The following is a 15614-nucleotide window of genomic DNA, read 5'->3' on the forward strand; positions in this document are numbered from 1 at the left end:
AGAAAAAGATGCGATCGCGCAGCCAGATACTGAGATATCACGTTGAGATTTATGCCAGGAACCAGACTTGAACTGGTGACACGAGGATTTTCAGTCCCAAGAAAAAACGCTCGTATTCCTTGCTAGTAATTACTGCATTGTTAAAAAGTGTCATTTTTTGACTAAACCTTGACTACCGAGCGCTCTTAATTAGGTCGTCCCCGGCTATTACCGTTGTATAAAAAATGTAGTTTTTGTTCGTCTGATAGCGGCGATCGCTCTTCACCAGCCGCATAAATTCCCGGTGTCCCTCCCGCCGGCGTCCGACCAAACAGCCGGCGCTACTCTTCTTAATATCGTCGAGCGGCACGTCGTATCCCCAGTGTTGATTAATTCCGAAAAACCCAGTGTCCAGCTTGTCCCCAGTCCGCTTAAAATCTTTGTTCAAATCACGGCAGACGGTGACAGGTTCTACTTGAATCAAAGCCTCGTGTGGTTCAGCGTTACCATGCTGTCCCACTGCCCAAGCTTGATATTGCCCAAACTGAATTCGCGCGGCGCCTTTTGGATTCATTGGGTTGTAGGTGTAGTAGCTACCAGGTTCGGTGGTAGCTTGCCAGTGGTTGACGATTTTGGGCACACCGTCGATGACTTCGATAACAATGCGGCGATCGTTAAATTGGTTCGGAACGTCGTTATTAAGGGTGCCGTCCTCGTTCATGCCCTCAACGTAGACAATATTGAAATTTCTTGTTCCGCTAAAAACTGTGTAGTTTTTAGAGCGCATATAATCAATAATTTTAGTTGCTAGCATTAGGGATTCAAGTCGGCTGAAACAGCAGTCGCCATATAAGTTTTAATTCGTTGCAAGGTAGAAGCGAGTAAAGTAATTTGCAAGTTTTCAATCAAAATATCAATATTTGCTGTTTTCACAGTTGTATAAGTCACGGCACCAGATACGTGACCACCCGCTGAATCAACGACAAGATTACCTCCCTGCGAAGTAGCTTTACTGATGTCAATTTCGAAATGGATAGTTGGAAGCACATTGTCAGAAGCTAAAATAGTTGTAGATGAATTCATCTCATTATTTGCACTTTCTACAGCATAATTAAAAAGTCTTTCAAGAGTGCTATTAACGGACTCTGTTCTTAAATTAGTCATTGATATAGCGACAATAACAGTTTTTGGAGAATTGGGAGAACTATTTATATTAGTAGCAAACTGAATATTCGGAAATATTTCTTTCTGAAAAAGAGGTGCGGCACGATTGGCGTTACCAAAAGAGGGGAAATTGGACATATTTATTCGTGTTTAGGGTGCATATTTAAGTAAGTTCTTATTTCAAGTAAATCGTGGTCGATAGAATTGAGTCGTTTATCCAAATCTTCAAAGCTTTTATCAAAGTCGCTCGCGATATGTGCAATTCCGTCTGAAATGTTTTTTTGATTATTTTTGAGATGGTTGAAATCGCGTTCTGCTGCGTACTTCTTCTTTTCGGCACTAGCGTAGGCAAGCAGTGCCCAAACGATTACACCAACTATATTGGTGAATAAAGCTAAAATAAATGCACCAGCGGCGATTGAAGTTTGAATATTGAAAGTTTGCATCTTACAACAAATATTCTTTAGCCCTAATTACTGGAAGTCCTAAATCGTTAAAAGTTACCACTATAGGAAGAGTAATACTTCCCGTGTATCTTTTGTCATCCGCATCATAGTTGGAAAGAACGTTATTATCTGAATTAGGATTTTTAGTTGGATCTGCTTCCTTAATTTGCAAATAAGTTATAACTTCTAAAAAATACTCCGACCAAGTAAGAGATTTAAAAGTACCTCCATCTCCAGGATTAAAATCAATCCCTTCTAAATAATTAATAGCGGTTGTAATAATGTTTCCACTACCGCTAATCGATTGATTCGCAGGAATTGCAAAGTTACCAATAGCTATCATGCTGTTTAAATTATAAGTAACTTGAACAAAGTCTTTATTACTCGGATTGCTAGTAATATCTAACTCTTTATCTTGCAAGTAAGTGATTATTTCTAATAAGTGAGCTTCCGCTGTTGTCGTTTTGAAGGGGTTACATCCTGTTCCTAAGATGATAGTAGTCATAAAAGTTATTCTCTACGGATTCTATCTAAAACTTTTTGAATATTTGACAAAATATCTTTTATTTCTTCTAAAGAATCAAGAGAAGAAACAGAAGCAGTTTCTTCAGTATACTGCCAAAAAGTGAGATTAATATCAACGAACCAACGGGGAACAACATAATTAATAGAAAAATTAGAAGTTATTTTTGGCAACTCTAGTAAAGTCACTCTTCCTAAAATAATTCTTCTATTCTGAACAAAATCTGCGTCGGGATAAATCTGATTAATAATCCCTGAGGGAATTCTTTGATTTAGCCATCCAGCTGTTATCCAGGTAGTCGGAGCCGTATTGCTTGTAGCTAAAACAGCAATCAAAGAACTATCAAAAACTACCGGGACTTCAATAGAAGAAATCGGCTTATAGGTATCAGGCGTTGGGCGCTCTGCCTGAAACCGCTGATACCATTTGAACTGCCAAGAATCGGGATTAAGCGTCACCGCCGGCGCCCTTTTTAGCCTTTAATTTTGCTGAAGTAGCTAATGTTTCCATTTCTTGGGGAGTTTCCGGAATGCTTGCATCAGAATTCTCTTCTGCCGCCGCTTCCGCCATTATCATGTATTTTCTACCCCCTTTAACAGTAAAATAAGGGTAAATCTCTGTGCTACTTGGAGTTACAGATATTTTTCCCGCTGGAATTAGTTCGCCAAGCGCATCGGCGATTACCCAAACAGTAGCCCAGCTAGGAAAGCGAAAAGAGATAGTATGATATCCGCCAGATTTCGTCTTGCCATCAACATTTTTATCGGGAAGTTTTTTCCCAGTCTTAATAATTACTGTTCGGCTACCACGAGAACCAATTGATTGAGTAATTTCACTTTCAGCAACTGAAATAGTGTCTCCGCCATTTGCTGCGGTAAGTTTAGTTCCATCAACTAAAGTAGTACTTTTAGTATAAGCTTTTCGCCCTTTTGCAGTTGCATAACCAGCAGTTTTAGCTTTATCTTGCAAATCTAAAAATCTTGTGGTACTTTCACGGCAAGAAAAATATCCAAAAGGGTCTTTGATACTTCTTTGTGCATCACCAGAAGTTTTACGTGATATTGGGAAATGAGTTCGTCCTAAGCTTGCTGTTGGCACTATAAAATCCTTTGCAATAGGTAATTATTAGGTGTTACTTGAAAGCAACACCATTTGAATTTAAACTAATGGAGAAACTGCAACATCTAAATTTGTTGCGACGCGAGCCCTCACCGAGCAAGTCATCAGATAAGTTTGTAGATTAGTTGAAGCGTCAATAGTTATAGCGCCAAATGTCGGTGCGGGATACCCGTCAATGCGGCTGCCGGCTGATAAGTTGGCATTTTTAACGCGCTGGGCATCGCTAGCGGCTTTCAAGGTTTTTAAGAAAAATTCGCTCACAGTGGTATCCGCAGGCATTGCACTTGCATCGTCCCACCAGTCTCGAACCGGGTCATCGACTGGGATTTGAGCAATAATCTCTGCAATTGTTAAGTCCATATTCGTTATTGGTTATTCAATTTATCCACCATGTTGTATTTATTGCTAAGTGTCAAGGGGTTTTTACAAAAAAAAGATTATTTTTAAAGGTGCCAATACCTTTACGCAGCAAGGACTTTAGTGTTAAACTTGCGAGCATAATTTTGTACATCCTAAGGATATGTAAATATATTTGCGTTAAAAATTATGGCTGACGAAATTATCTTGTCTGGCAGTGAAGAAACGTTAAAGCCAATCATTTCTTTATTGATAGGAGTACATCAGCTTTTAGAGAATCGAGATATTGGTGATATTGTGGGGATGCCTCTAGAAGAGTTTGTACGAGCGCAGCCTCACACGATAAAATTGACAATATTTTGGTATCCGAATAAAACTCCCCCGTTTAGCGCTGGGCATAGCGAAAAATTAGTACGTCCCTATTGCAATATTCCCGACGTGGACAAAAAAAAATTAGATTGGGGGATAATTAAACAAGCAGCGGGGGGGACGAACGGATATAGCTGGGGACGGTTTCGCGCTACCGCTAACTTAGACAACGGGCGACAAATGAAAATACACGCCTCAACTGAAGAAGAAGCAAGCAAAATGCTAAAAAATCTTGCAGAGTTAAGCACTGCAAAAATACTTACTTTATCAATCACTGAAGAAAAAAAAGAGGGTAGACGCGAACAATATCAAACATTGTTTAAGGAAACTACCAAAGTTTACCCTGCTTATTTTGTAGTTATTAACTCTGAAAAAATATTGGTAGAAAGTGAACGACAACGCACCCAAAAAATATCAAATTTAAAATCAACAACAAAAGCAGACTTCAAACGTAAACGCACCCAAAAAATATTTTTATGGGTGGATAAAGAACCAGAATTAACCAAAGAAATTATTCGTGAAGCGCTGCAAGTGCGTGGTAGCGCTAAAGACGATGGTTAAGCAAAGCTGATTCTCACGTCTGTGGGATTGCCCAAAATTGCTTGCCTCATTAACGCTTGTGCTGCAAGTTGACTATCAAGTGTATTTGCAACAATATATCCTGCCTCCATACAACTATCCCCAAAGCCTTCTAAAGCGTTTTCTAGAAACTCTCTTTTACCTTTATCAGGGATAGCTTCAATGCGTTTCTCGATTACGTTATTGTAAATTGTAAAGCTTTCTTGATTCGACTTCCCCCAATTTTTCCAATTCTCTTCGCCCATAATTGAGCGAACAATTTTTGAGAAACCACTATCAGGATTCTTTTTTAAAGTCCGCCTGGTAGATTTAAACTTTTCAACCAAAGCAGCATTAATTAAAGTCTGAAAAGCGCTTCTAGAAATTTGATTAACGCTTCCTAATATTTCACTTCTAATATCATCGTCTAAATCACGCATGATTGCTGCTCCAACAGCGGGATTAAAAGCAAAGGCAACTGCACCAGGGAGAGCACCGCAAACTAGATACCCCATAGCGCTACCAACAGCTTCCCCCAGCAATCCGTAAAAACTTTCAATTTTAGCTACCAATTCAGCATCTAACTCTGTATCTGACTTATTAATATTAAAATTAATAATAAAGTTCGTAGTTCCAAATATTAAAGAGACTATTTGAGTTACTGAGATTGCTAGAAACCCACCGCCTATCATAGTTGCAGTTAACGCCCCTACCGTTCCTAAAGAAGCTAGACCTGCTAGAGCATAACCACCAACTGCAAGAATTGCGCCTCCAGTAAAAGCGGCAAGAGAGCCGAGTGCATAATTTCTAATACCTAAAATTACGTTTCCAAATCCTTGTTGTTTTTGCGTAGCGCTTAAGCGATTGTACGATTCGTTGGCATTATCGGCAACCGTCGCCAAAACTCCAGCCACAGGAGAAAATTGTCTTAACATCGCAAGTCCTACTTGCTTGCCAATTGATTTTAATTTTTCAAGAATTATTGGTAATGGCATAGTTCAAATTACTTTATTTGGTTGTTTAGGATTAACAATTGAAGTGCGTTTAATTTTTATTCTACGTTTTTTATCTTTAGTCTCCTCCTCAAAATTATTGACTACATTTTCCAAACGTTCACAATAAGCATCAAACTGCTTAAATTTCTTATCTCTAATTTTTTGTCCCCGCTTTAAGTCAAATTCCTCCTCTTTTTGTTGTTTTAATTTATCTCCTACTCTTCCTCCAATTGGTTTTTTACCAGCTAAAACTTCAGACATTTCTAACGTGTGGTTAACCTGCTTTTTTAGCTTGTTTAAAGATTTCTCTTCACTGTTAGCCATTATTTATCCGTTCTTTGATATAAAACCGCTCTAAGCATTGATGCCATTTGTAATAAATCTATCATTTGGTCATGAAAAGAACTGTCGCCAGTCCAATCCTCGTAAACGTATCTAACTTTCCCAGGTTTTAATAGATTTTTATGGTCTTCTGTCGTCTCAGTCGCAAGGGGCTTACCTTCCTTGTTTACTTGATAATTGGGAATGCTGACGCTAGAGCCATACTGTACTGATTTGGTTTCTGTAGGATAGTCTAAAAAATCTTGGATATCTTGAACAATTGCAGTACCTTTAGTCGCTTCTGCTCTAGTAGCAACAATTTCAAACAAAGCCTTAAATAACACTTCGGTTTGTGTATTATTCTGCTTTGCCATTTGTGCCACTAAAAGGGTGATTTCTTTTAATGTTTCCGCAACGTTAGGAAGTACTAAAGTCTTCTTTTTAGGTTTACCATCTTTACCTTTTTCACCAGATTCATATTCAATTACTTGATGAAACTCGCCTAACACCGCTGAATCTTGCTCGGACATCCAAGCAATAAATTCCGCGATAGTTTTAATTTTTCTTTTTTTATCACCGTTGATAAAGCCGAATATTTTAGAGAAAGCGCCTTCTTTATAAGGCTCGATCATCGTATCAGGAACAGTAATTGGGAAATTTTCAATTCCAACAATTCGATTAGCGATTTCAATTCGCTCGACCGCTAATTTTAAATAATCATTTAAGCTTTCGGGAGTTTTATTGGCTTTTTGAGCGCCTTTACGGTCTAAGTCTTCATCGAAAATTGTTACTGTTTTTGGTTCTCCAATTCGCTTAAGAATTAGCCTTAAAAGTTGGTCGTTTTGTTCGACGTTCGGACAGCATTGCATATACGGCGGTGGGGGGGGAGGTGGATCTGGGGGCAGGGGAGGATAATGGCAGCTTCTATCGTCAGAGGCGCTGTTTAATATAGTCACTTCCGGTTTTCTGCTAGAAGTTGTTATCCGAGAAAATAATTCGGCCATAACTAAATTAACCGGATCGAAAACGGTAATGTATTGCTGGCTAATCATGTAAACCGGATAGCTGTACTGACCGAAAGGAGGTTGAAGACTGGCGCAATCGTGATTAACTTCTAGCCGAAACAAAAACTCCTGTCGAATTTGTACTCCGTTAATCTGAAAATTATTGCCAAACCCTGTAGAATTTGCCGATTCAAGGACTTGTTGTTTTGACTTAAAAGAAGGGACGCATTCCATGTACTTGTTCGCACAAGCATCTACACCTACAGGAATTTCTAGCGCAATAGTTCTTTCTGTTAGCGGATCTACGCCATATCCGAGCAAAAGGTAGCCAAAGGCAACATGTAAGGTTAACTGTCCGCAATGACCGTAATTTGTGGGGACAAAAGGTGGTGGTTTCTTTACTGGTTCTATTACTGGCGGTAGCGGAGGTGGAAAATAGTTTTTTATTTCTGTAAATGGAACTGGACAATTGGGATTTCTTCTAATAAAATCAATCCCTAAGCTATTAATTCTTATTCCATTGTTACAGCCGTCAAAATACCAATCAACATCAGCGTCATCTTGCCAACCGCGAGTTTTCGGACGCGGATTGGGGGCAAACAATGGCTGGTGGTTAAAAGGATTCTTGAAAGGAATATTTACTTCTGGCAAATTCGGGTCATTTCTTAAAGGCTTAAAACGTTCTCTTACCATTACTAAATCTTACGGACAAATTATATTTTGGTTTATTGGTCAAGTGATTGTATTTATCTGTCATTATCTCCAAATCAACGTTGCCATAGATTTTGTAAGGGATTTTAAAATCTTCCGGGTCATTAACAACTTCAAATATGAGTTCAAAAGGATTTTTCAACATTTTTAATCCAACCCAAATAGGAAGTTTAAGCCCACACCTGAGTTGTTACCACTTGCAAGTCTTATTACTCCACTCGGTTCTACTTGTATCCGAGAGGTTCCCCCGCCCGCCCAGGTAGCAAGTAGCATTATTTCACTTGGTCTATAACCAACAGGCAAAGTAGTTATTATTTCATTGGCAACCAAAGCAGTAGATTTCTTAGTTACTCCCTTTACTTCAATTAAACCCCCTATAAATTTGCGACACTGGGGAACCGTGTAACCGATGCCGTAGTTAGACCAACCAGCGCTTAGGGATAAGTTTTGCCATTCAGTCGGTAAGTGCTGATGGTTTGTGGGTGATTTGGTATCCAGCGCTGCTTGCAAGCCTTCAATTAGTGCGATCGCATGAGTATGGGTTAGCGGAGACTTGGCATCCAGCGCCGCTTGTAGTCCTTCGATTAATGCGATCGCATGAATGTGGTTAAAAGGGGACTTGGCATCCAGCGCTGCTTGCAAACCTTCAATTAGTGCGATCGCATGAGTGTGGCTGGTGGGGGACTTGGCATCCAGCGCTGCTTGCAAGCCTTCGATTAGTGCGATCGCATGAGTGTGGCTGGTGGGGGACTTGGCATCCAGCGCTGCTTGTAGTTCTTCGATTTCTTGGTTAGTATTATATATTGGCATAAGTTATTGTGTTTAAATCACTTAAAGTAATGATTTTAAGTGATTTATAAATATTTAAGACGTGAATTCTCGGTAAATTATTTCTCCATTTCCTGAAACAGCACGTGCGTAAAAAGCTCCAGTGTAAATTGCACCCGCTGTAGGCATTTCGTAAATTCCATTGGGCTTTAGCATAAACATGTAATTTGTAGCATCAAGTATCCCCTCGTAAACATCAAAATAAACATTGCTGCTGTGAGTATTTGTAATCGTCAACCCACGTCTATCATGATTCTCTTGTATTACTTCCTCAACTGTCGAGTTAACAGAAGCTTGCCCAATATTAACATTTTCTGCCTTAATTACTACGAAAGTACTGATAACAGATTCTGAAGGATTAAAGATTGGCATTTTTCTATTTCTAAAAAACTAGCTACACTCTACTCCAGAGACAGACGAAATGTCACTAGTAGAGATTGCAGATATAGACCCAAAATAAGGCTTGTCTAAATCAAAGCTACCAGCAGGAGTCAAATATAATCCTTTCCCTAAAGTTGCTGAGTCTCCTAAATTTAAATAAATTGAGTTATTGCCATTATTGGTAATCGCTAAATATTTCCTTAAGGGGTTCGCCCCAAGAATAACAGTACTTTCTACTTCAACTAATTTCTCAAAGTCAATAGTGCTTTGAATTGTCGCGTTGCTATCAGTGGCTATCTCTTGCACGTAGGAACCGTGGATCGTAACTAAATCTCCAGTTTGTAGCGCACCGTAACCAACGTCTTGGATCTGTACACCAATACGCCCGTTCTCTCCTAGCTCAATTGCTAAATTATCAGTTATTAAGTCCATTAAATTGTAAATCCGGTAGGGGTAGCCAGAGGGATTGAGCAAACTAATTGCTCCTACCTGATACCAATCTGTTTGATTATCCGAGATATACAAATTTAACTGCTTCCTTGCGCTTCCCCACTCAATATCTAAAGTTTTATATAGTTTATCAGTTTCACTATCCTCAAGCTGAAAATTAGGCAATTTGACAGGTGCGAGACTGCTAATTTTGGCATGAGCCTTAAGATTTTTAACGAAAGCGTTGACACTGACGATCTGACCGGGATAATTGCCGACTAAAGTATTTGAAAAAACTGGGATTATGCTTTGTCCTGTAGCAGAATCAAGGCTTTTGACAATAGTTTTAGCTTTATTGAAAGTTGAAATTACCACTTAGTCGAATAAAAGTAACAAGCTTGTTTTAACTGAAAAGCTTTTTGATGTAAAGACAATTGTTAAGCTTCGTTACATTACAAAACCGAGTTAAAATGTTAAAAAATTTGGGAAGAGGCTAAGAAAGAGCAAGCTTATATGTATTACGAACTTACGCCTAAAGAATTTGAAACACTTACTCTTGTAGGTCAAGGTAAAAGCAATAAAGAAATTGCCGAAATACAAGTAGTTTCAATTCGCACTATTGAATCTCATGTTTCCAGTATTTTGAGGGAAACAGGTTGTGTCTCTCGTAACAAGCTAATAATTCTATTTCTTAATAGTAAAGATAAATTTATTCCCAGAGCATACAAAAGAACTTCAACTATAGAAAAACAAATCACTCAGCTTTTCATTGAAAGAAGTGGAATACTGCCTTCCTCAACAGCCGTGGCTATTACGGGAGCCAGTCGCGGGTACGCTTCAAATATTATCCAAAAATTACGCAGGATTAAGAATTCTCAAGTTTTATGCAAATAAGTATGTTATAGCCAAATTGAAGCGATCGCTTTTTTTACTTGTTCGGGAGACACCTCTAAATAATATACGCGGTAAGTTAAATCGACTTTTATTAGCTAAGACTAAAATTCTTCAATAAACAATCACGTTAGAGATTCATCGCTTAACGAAACATTTGGATAATCCGGATGTGAGTGAAGCTTGCGGTGATAGGGGCACTCCCAATCGCAGTCTTCACTCCCAGTGTCGTGGCAGCCGTAACCGGGTTGAAAGCCACAATCGAATTCAACGTCCCCGTCGTCTTCTTCAATGAAATCGTCATAGTCGTCGTCAGGAAACCAGCTATGACCGTAGGTTTGACAAGTGTAAAGCTCTTGCAGTGGGTCGTAGCTGATGGCGGTTGAGGGGCAGACTTGGCAAATCATGTTTCTAACTTGAATTCGTTGTCTCCAGCTACTCGGATGCGATCGCCCGTCGGAGTTTCAAAAACGTACCAGCTATTAACTGGGTGTTCCGGAACTTCCACGCATTTGCAGCCCTGAACCCAAATAACTTCTGGCTCTAGCATCGTCCCAATTATCTGCTCAACGCTATAGCGCCGCGATGGATGCTTTATGGCTTCATGAATGCGATTTGTTATTTCTTTAGTCGCAAATTCTTCAGCTTCAGCTTTCTTGCTAATCGATCCGAATTTACGGCTGGTGATGCCGTTAGCGAGATGGAATTCAAATCGACTTTCAATCCGACCATCCTTTTTGCGGATCTTCTGGGGTGTAACCAGGCAGGTGGAAGTTCCCAAAGGACTGTCAATTTTCACTTCAAAAGGTTGGGGGAGTGGCAAGCTGGTGCGTGGGCAGGTATTTTCTGTTGATTTGGGTGAGGGGTTAGACTCTTCACCCTTGTTTTCACCCTCAAAAATAAAAGTTGGTTTTTGAGGGGGATCTAGGGGGATCGAGTTGAGAATATTTTCTTGAAAGTATTGCGCTGGCTCGTTTGCAACTCGATCCCCCTCGTTTTTCACATTTAGATTAACTGTATGATTGTTTACATTCGTTTCGACGATCCCCCTAGATCCCCCTAAAACATCAACATTTATTTTTTGATAATCGTCTTTTTGAGTACTTACATCAGAAGTTACATCGCCTTGGACGATCCCCCTAGATCCCCCTAAAATATCAACTTTTATTTTTAGTTGTTGCCAGAGGCGAACCCATTCTCCGTTGACATATTTTCGGATTTTTTGCCAGTTAAGACAGCGGAGGATTGCAGCGATTCGCTTTGTAAATCCCATATCTTGCCTTTCCGTCTCAATATTGAGATGCCTGAAGATTTCATCAAGCGTTACTTCAAGTTTGTTTCGGACAAAACTCTGGATCTTTTCGTGCCAGGGGTCTTCCGTCTGGTAATCCTTGTTCATTTCCTCTTGACGTGTTAAGTCTTCCCAGTCCAAATACCACTTTTCACCGGATCTGTAGAGAGCGTAGGCAGCTGCCCAAATCCGGTCTCTTTCTTCCTCTAGTTGGTCTATGGGAATTCGCTTGGTAGCTGGAATAATCCAAAAACGTCGGCTTCCTGTGGGGTCTGAAAGAATTTCTTGCTCGTTCGTTGTACCTACTAAAACCGACTGACGCGGATATTCTTTCAGCGAACGAGAATATGGGGTTCTAATCGGGTCTATTTTTGTGGTCATAAATTTTTTCAGAGACGAAACGTCTTTGCGTTTGTAAACTGTCTCGAACTCTGCCCACTCAAGCCCCCAAAAACGGTGTAGTTTCATCAACTCGTCTTTTTCGTTGGCGTCGCCTAATTCATCCGTAAACCAGTTACTGCCAAATAACTTTTCCCAAAAGGTACTTTTCCCGATGCCCTGACCACCTACTAAAATAGTTGCTTCGTCGTGTTTACACCCTGGTGACTTCACCCTGGCAACTGCTGCTATTAGCGTCTTTCTTAAATAAAGATTGTGTAGTGGCTCGTCTGTCCCAAAATAGCGAGAGGCTAAATCGTCTAAAATGCTCAAATCCGGTTGAGGATATTGTTGAGCTAACGTGTCTAGATAATCGGCAATTGGATGGTAAGTGTTTTCCTTTGCTAGATTTTCAACTATTGCTTGGGCATCTTGCATAGGGACATCAAGGTCGAATTCTAAAGCGATTCTCAGGCGAACTTGATCAAGGTCAAGAGGCTTGTCTAATAACTCAATCTGAGTTTTTAACTCGTTGTATCTTAGTTCGTGACCCCAGCCGAGTTTAACTATCTCCATGTAACGAGCAACTTTAGAGCGTTTGGTGTTCTTAATTTCTTCTAGCTGTTCGCGCTCCTTCTCCTTTATCTGGTCGTGCCACTCTTCGATTGTTAGGGCTGAATCGACTAGGGCGTTAAAGGCTTCTTCTCCCTTAGCAGCGATAAAATCGTCCATCCCCTTTAACTCACCAGGGGGAAGTTGAACAACCATAACTTTAGAACCAGTAGCAGCTAACTCGCGTGCCATTGCAAGCAAAGCTGTTTGCACTTGGCGTTTTGTCATTACATCATTGTCAAAGGCAAAGTAAAAAACTCTGCCAAGTCCTGTGAACAACTCTAATGAAGGGTGCAATCGTCCTTTTTTTCTACAAGTTGAAACGCCAGGGATTGAGATTGTGGCGTGTCCAATAGATAAACCCGCGCCGGCTTTTTTAGCTCCTTCCGTTAAGAAAACTGGCTCTGTCTTGTCTTCTATAACACCCTTCCAATATTCCTCAATTCCAATATTAAGAAATAGCGGAGCAGCGCCGTACCCACTAGCACTAAGATATTTCTGCTGTTTACCTTCTTTGTTGAGATAAGGAGTGTCCGGCTTAACTTGAACACCTAACAGCGTCGGTTCGTCAGTTAAGGGGTCTATCCCGCTTACAGCCCAGCAAGGGACTAAGTTCTCAGAGTGCTTATGGCGACGTTTATTGTTTCTGTTTAGAAGCTTGTCAACTTCTAGGGAGTCATGAATTGATTTGACGTTTTTAGAGATTATGAAGTATTTAACAGCGCTAGATTCCCATTCTTTAAAATGATGAGTATCAATGTGCTTAGGCGCTTTTGTGCTAGAATTAAGGCAGGTATTAAGATTATTCATTATTTATCCTTTTTTGATTTTGAGTAGCCCTTGCTACTTTTTTTTTCAGGGTAGATGTTGAGTAACTTGATATTTGTTGGTTGTTCATAGTTAAAAAGGGATATTGTCGATAAGTTTTTCTTCGATAATTTCGCCTTCTTTTCTTCTGGCTTCAATGAAGTCCAGGCAAATAGTCCAAGGGATATCTAATGCCAGTTTCGGACGATGGAAACTTATTTGGATCAGTAGAAACTCGCAACTGTACTTTGACCAGCGAACATCTACTTCTATAGGTGGATGGTCGAAGGACAACTGACACTCTCGAAAATAAGGAGAACGGACTGCCGCCCAAAACCAAATTCTCGCGAGTAAAACCAGGCGCTTAAGTTCTGTGACAACCTGAGGTGTTTGCATTTTCTTTGCTTAAACTTTAATTGGTAATGCACCCTCGTGAATCTTTTAACAATCCCGCGATCGCCTTCTCCCATCCCAGAAGCGCGATCGCTTTTTAATTTCTCAGGAATCGTCGCGAAAACGTTCGTCGAGCTTGCCACTCGCCACGTCTTTAGCAGTCGCAATTATAATATCGGGCGATATTTTGCCGCTGCGAGAAGCAGTTTTGAGTATGGCTTTTACCCCACGTCGGTTAAATTCGGCTTGAACTTCGACAAGTTCCAGCGCCCGTCGGTAATCGCCTATATCTTGAGGCAGGCAAGGGTAAACAATTTCTTTTACTTCTGGGGATGCGGTTCTGAGGTGTTGTAAAAGGTGTTTTTTGGCTTGTTGTATTGGTGGTTTCATAGTTATTAGAAGCGCGATCGCGTGTTTATTTGGGGTTACTCTTGCTCTTGTTCTTCAGTCAGGAGAAATTTAAGTTTTTCAAAATGTTCGCTGACTTCTTCAAGGCACATCCGGGCATCGCTGAAGTCGAAAGGGCTGGAGTTGACATCCGACTCTAAATCTTCTGCGGCTTCTCGTAAAGATACCGCTGCTTTTTTAATTTCAAAAATCAGGTCGGCAATTAAATCTTCCATTTTTTTTATTGGTTGTTGGTAGATCGTTTTTGGTGGGTGAGAGGGAACACTATTAGTACCAGGCGATACCTGGGAATGGCGTTAACTGAGGATTGATTGTGAGTAATAAAATCGACTTGAGGGATGACGACGTAGTGTCTATGTCGCTAGATAAAAGCGTTACAAAAACTTCAACAGCAAAAGTTAGTGAAATTAGAACATCATTAATAGGTTATTACCTTCAGCCTTGTAACCAACGGTGGTTATCAAGCGGTGTGGACTGTGAAGTTTTACTAGTTAACGGTGGAAAATGGAGAAAAGGTAAAATCCGGCTTCGATTCGAGTTTGTTCCAAACGAGTTGGCGCAACCTCAGTCGGAATCTCCTCTGGACGAGTTTCGCCAATTGGAAGAGATGATTACTAATTTTGTGCCTTAACTAACTTTGCTACCTGATAGCAGGTAGCAACCATGACAAAGCCGTCCTACCTTTGAGGTAGAACGGCTTTATTCGTCGATTTCTTCAGATTGTTTCTTTAGTTGTTCTCGAAGCGTTCTGTATTCTTCAACCCTGGATTCAAGACGCTTAATTTCAGCGTCTAAACGCTTTGCTTCTTCTCGTTTAGTCGCCATCTGATCAACACATTCGCCGATTAGATGGTCAAGTATTCCCCCATCATCTGCTGTTCCGAGGGCGAAGATACCTGATTGCGAGCCACACGCTCTAGTATTTCGCTCTTGCTGATTCCCAGCATTTTTGCTTGTGCTTCCAGCAATTCTACCCCCTCCGGGGAAATTGTCAGAGTTAGCTTCTGCTTTCTCTGACCATGTAACGGCTTCCTCATTTTTTGTACCCATCTACTACCTCCCATTTTACACGTGTACTATATTTACATTTAGCACGTGTGCTATTAAACTATATTAGTTGTACACGTCTACAATAGAAATTGCAACACTCTCACACCCCCAACCGCAACCAGACAGAGACAGCAGCCTGTCAGCCCAAAGTGGCGTAACCCAAAGACCTGCTAGCGGTTAGTCGGTGCAGAGATGCCCAATGCCCATAACCAACAACCAAGGAGAACCCGCCATTGAGTAAATTCGTTGAAATCCTAGACAAAGACAGAGATCTAATAATTATCGACTTGGAGTCAGTAACGCACGCGGCAAGAAGTCACATCGGAGTAACGGTCTACTTCCGAGACAGCTACTATGTCGTACTTACAGAAGAAAATGCCGACGCCCTTTGGGAAGTCTTGTCAGAACAGTCTTTGAAGCTTTATCAACAACGCCAAAAGGAGGACAAAAAATAAGGGCTTCACCGCGAAGCCCAAGAGCGTTAACTATCTTGTGAGAACACCATTATGGCAACAAAACTATGAAAATAAAAACCCTTCATGCCCACTTCCTTATTTCCCTTGGTAACTACAGCAATGAACGAGTCGGTTTTTCCGTCGG

Annotated in this window: 22 protein-coding genes and 1 pseudogene; 4 read left to right on the forward strand and 19 right to left on the reverse strand. The window is 40.5% G+C overall.

Annotation, left to right across the window (positions count from 1 at the left end):
- Nucleotides 1-172: 172 nt before the first annotated feature.
- The 7 genes and pseudogenes from PI95_RS31770 to PI95_RS31800 form a co-directional block, all read right to left on the reverse strand.
- Nucleotides 173-790 (reverse strand): annotated as a pseudogene (locus PI95_RS31770) (peptidoglycan-binding protein); the annotation flags it as partial.
- A 2-nt stretch (nt 791-792) separates the two neighbouring features.
- Nucleotides 793-1281, reverse strand: a complete 489-nt coding sequence (locus tag PI95_RS31775; protein WP_039748310.1) for a hypothetical protein — start codon at nt 1279-1281, stop codon at nt 793-795.
- A 2-nt stretch (nt 1282-1283) separates the two neighbouring features.
- Nucleotides 1284-1589, reverse strand: coding sequence for a hypothetical protein (locus tag PI95_RS31780; RefSeq protein WP_039748309.1), 306 nt, complete (start codon nt 1587-1589; stop codon nt 1284-1286).
- Between the two features lies 1 nt (nt 1590).
- Nucleotides 1591-2094 carry a hypothetical protein gene (locus PI95_RS31785; RefSeq protein WP_039748308.1) on the reverse strand — a complete coding sequence of 168 codons (504 nt, stop codon included), beginning with the start codon at nt 2092-2094 and terminating at the stop codon, nt 1591-1593.
- Nucleotides 2095-2099: 5 nt separating this feature from the next.
- On the reverse strand, nt 2100-2570 hold the full coding sequence (locus PI95_RS31790; RefSeq protein WP_052325257.1) for a hypothetical protein: 471 nt from the start codon (nt 2568-2570) through the stop codon (nt 2100-2102).
- The gene (locus tag PI95_RS31795; protein ID WP_039748307.1) at nt 2560-3210 is read right to left on the reverse strand and encodes a hypothetical protein; all 651 of its coding nucleotides are present in this window, start codon (nt 3208-3210) and stop codon (nt 2560-2562) included. Before PI95_RS31795 ends, PI95_RS31790 begins: the two co-directional genes overlap by 11 nt.
- A gap of 60 nt (nt 3211-3270) precedes the next feature.
- Nucleotides 3271-3591 carry a hypothetical protein gene (locus PI95_RS31800; RefSeq protein ID WP_039748306.1) on the reverse strand — a complete coding sequence of 107 codons (321 nt, stop codon included), beginning with the start codon at nt 3589-3591 and terminating at the stop codon, nt 3271-3273.
- 186 nt (nt 3592-3777) lie between these two features.
- On the opposite strand from PI95_RS31800, the gene PI95_RS31805 reads away from it, so the two are divergent.
- The gene (locus tag PI95_RS31805) at nt 3778-4518 is read left to right on the forward strand and encodes a hypothetical protein (RefSeq protein ID WP_039748305.1); all 741 of its coding nucleotides are present in this window, start codon (nt 3778-3780) and stop codon (nt 4516-4518) included.
- Here the strand turns inward: PI95_RS31805 and PI95_RS31810 are convergent.
- The 6 genes from PI95_RS31810 to PI95_RS31835 all read right to left on the reverse strand — a co-directional run bounded on the left by PI95_RS31810 (nt 4515) and on the right by PI95_RS31835 (nt 9559).
- A complete protein-coding gene (locus PI95_RS31810) occupies nt 4515-5510 on the reverse strand; it encodes a hypothetical protein (RefSeq protein WP_039748304.1) in 996 nt (331 codons plus the stop codon). The genes PI95_RS31805 and PI95_RS31810 overlap by 4 nt on opposite strands.
- Before the next feature lie 3 nt (nt 5511-5513).
- Nucleotides 5514-5834 (reverse strand): hypothetical protein, encoded by a 321-nt coding sequence (locus PI95_RS31815; protein ID WP_039748303.1) that lies wholly within the window; start codon nt 5832-5834, stop codon nt 5514-5516.
- Nucleotides 5834-7528 (reverse strand): hypothetical protein, encoded by a 1695-nt coding sequence (locus PI95_RS31820; RefSeq protein ID WP_039748302.1) that lies wholly within the window; start codon nt 7526-7528, stop codon nt 5834-5836. Before PI95_RS31820 ends, PI95_RS31815 begins: the two co-directional genes overlap by 1 nt.
- 165 nt (nt 7529-7693) lie before the next feature.
- Complete coding sequence (locus PI95_RS31825) at nt 7694-8356, reverse strand: phage tail fiber repeat family protein (RefSeq protein WP_039748298.1); 663 nt, start codon at nt 8354-8356, stop codon at nt 7694-7696.
- Between the two features lie 54 nt (nt 8357-8410).
- Nucleotides 8411-8746 carry a hypothetical protein gene (locus tag PI95_RS31830; RefSeq protein WP_039748296.1) on the reverse strand — a complete coding sequence of 112 codons (336 nt, stop codon included), beginning with the start codon at nt 8744-8746 and terminating at the stop codon, nt 8411-8413.
- A gap of 18 nt (nt 8747-8764) precedes the next feature.
- Nucleotides 8765-9559, reverse strand: coding sequence for a hypothetical protein (locus PI95_RS31835; protein WP_039748295.1), 795 nt, complete (start codon nt 9557-9559; stop codon nt 8765-8767).
- A 138-nt stretch (nt 9560-9697) separates the two neighbouring features.
- On the opposite strand from PI95_RS31835, the gene PI95_RS31840 reads away from it, so the two are divergent.
- Nucleotides 9698-10078, forward strand: coding sequence for a response regulator transcription factor (locus PI95_RS31840; RefSeq protein ID WP_063842393.1), 381 nt, complete (start codon nt 9698-9700; stop codon nt 10076-10078).
- A 400-nt stretch (nt 10079-10478) separates the two neighbouring features.
- Here PI95_RS31840 and PI95_RS31845 read toward each other — a convergent pair whose 3' ends face one another.
- The 4 genes from PI95_RS31845 to PI95_RS31860 all read right to left on the reverse strand — a co-directional run bounded on the left by PI95_RS31845 (nt 10479) and on the right by PI95_RS31860 (nt 14179).
- Nucleotides 10479-13166, reverse strand: coding sequence for a VapE domain-containing protein (locus PI95_RS31845; RefSeq protein ID WP_039748293.1), 2688 nt, complete (start codon nt 13164-13166; stop codon nt 10479-10481).
- Nucleotides 13167-13256: 90 nt separating this feature from the next.
- The gene (locus PI95_RS31850; protein WP_039748292.1) at nt 13257-13559 is read right to left on the reverse strand and encodes a hypothetical protein; all 303 of its coding nucleotides are present in this window, start codon (nt 13557-13559) and stop codon (nt 13257-13259) included.
- 102 nt (nt 13560-13661) lie between these two features.
- Entirely contained in the window at nt 13662-13946 is a 285-nt protein-coding gene (locus tag PI95_RS31855; RefSeq protein ID WP_039748291.1) for a hypothetical protein, read from the reverse strand.
- Nucleotides 13947-13981: 35 nt separating this feature from the next.
- Entirely contained in the window at nt 13982-14179 is a 198-nt protein-coding gene (locus PI95_RS31860) for a hypothetical protein (RefSeq protein WP_039748290.1), read from the reverse strand.
- 140 nt (nt 14180-14319) lie between these two features.
- Between PI95_RS31860 and PI95_RS31865 the strand changes: the two genes are divergently transcribed.
- Complete coding sequence (locus tag PI95_RS31865; RefSeq protein WP_052325256.1) at nt 14320-14595, forward strand: KGK domain-containing protein; 276 nt, start codon at nt 14320-14322, stop codon at nt 14593-14595.
- A 68-nt stretch (nt 14596-14663) separates the two neighbouring features.
- Here the strand turns inward: PI95_RS31865 and PI95_RS37590 are convergent, their stop codons facing one another.
- Together PI95_RS37590 and PI95_RS37595 are read right to left on the reverse strand one after the other, a co-directional pair.
- Nucleotides 14664-14789, reverse strand: coding sequence for a hypothetical protein (locus PI95_RS37590; RefSeq protein ID WP_373695730.1), 126 nt, complete (start codon nt 14787-14789; stop codon nt 14664-14666).
- A gap of 20 nt (nt 14790-14809) precedes the next feature.
- Nucleotides 14810-15028 (reverse strand): ribbon-helix-helix domain-containing protein, encoded by a 219-nt coding sequence (locus PI95_RS37595; RefSeq protein WP_373695731.1) that lies wholly within the window; start codon nt 15026-15028, stop codon nt 14810-14812.
- A gap of 219 nt (nt 15029-15247) precedes the next feature.
- On the opposite strand from PI95_RS37595, the gene PI95_RS31875 reads away from it, so the two are divergent.
- Entirely contained in the window at nt 15248-15469 is a 222-nt protein-coding gene (locus PI95_RS31875) for a hypothetical protein (protein WP_039748288.1), read from the forward strand.
- The last annotated feature ends 145 nt before the right edge of the window (nt 15470-15614 follow it).

Origin of the sequence: Hassallia byssoidea VB512170, assembly GCF_000817785.2 — a bacterium.
Classification (GTDB): Bacteria; Cyanobacteriota; Cyanobacteriia; order Cyanobacteriales; family Nostocaceae; genus Hassallia; species Hassallia carrinoi.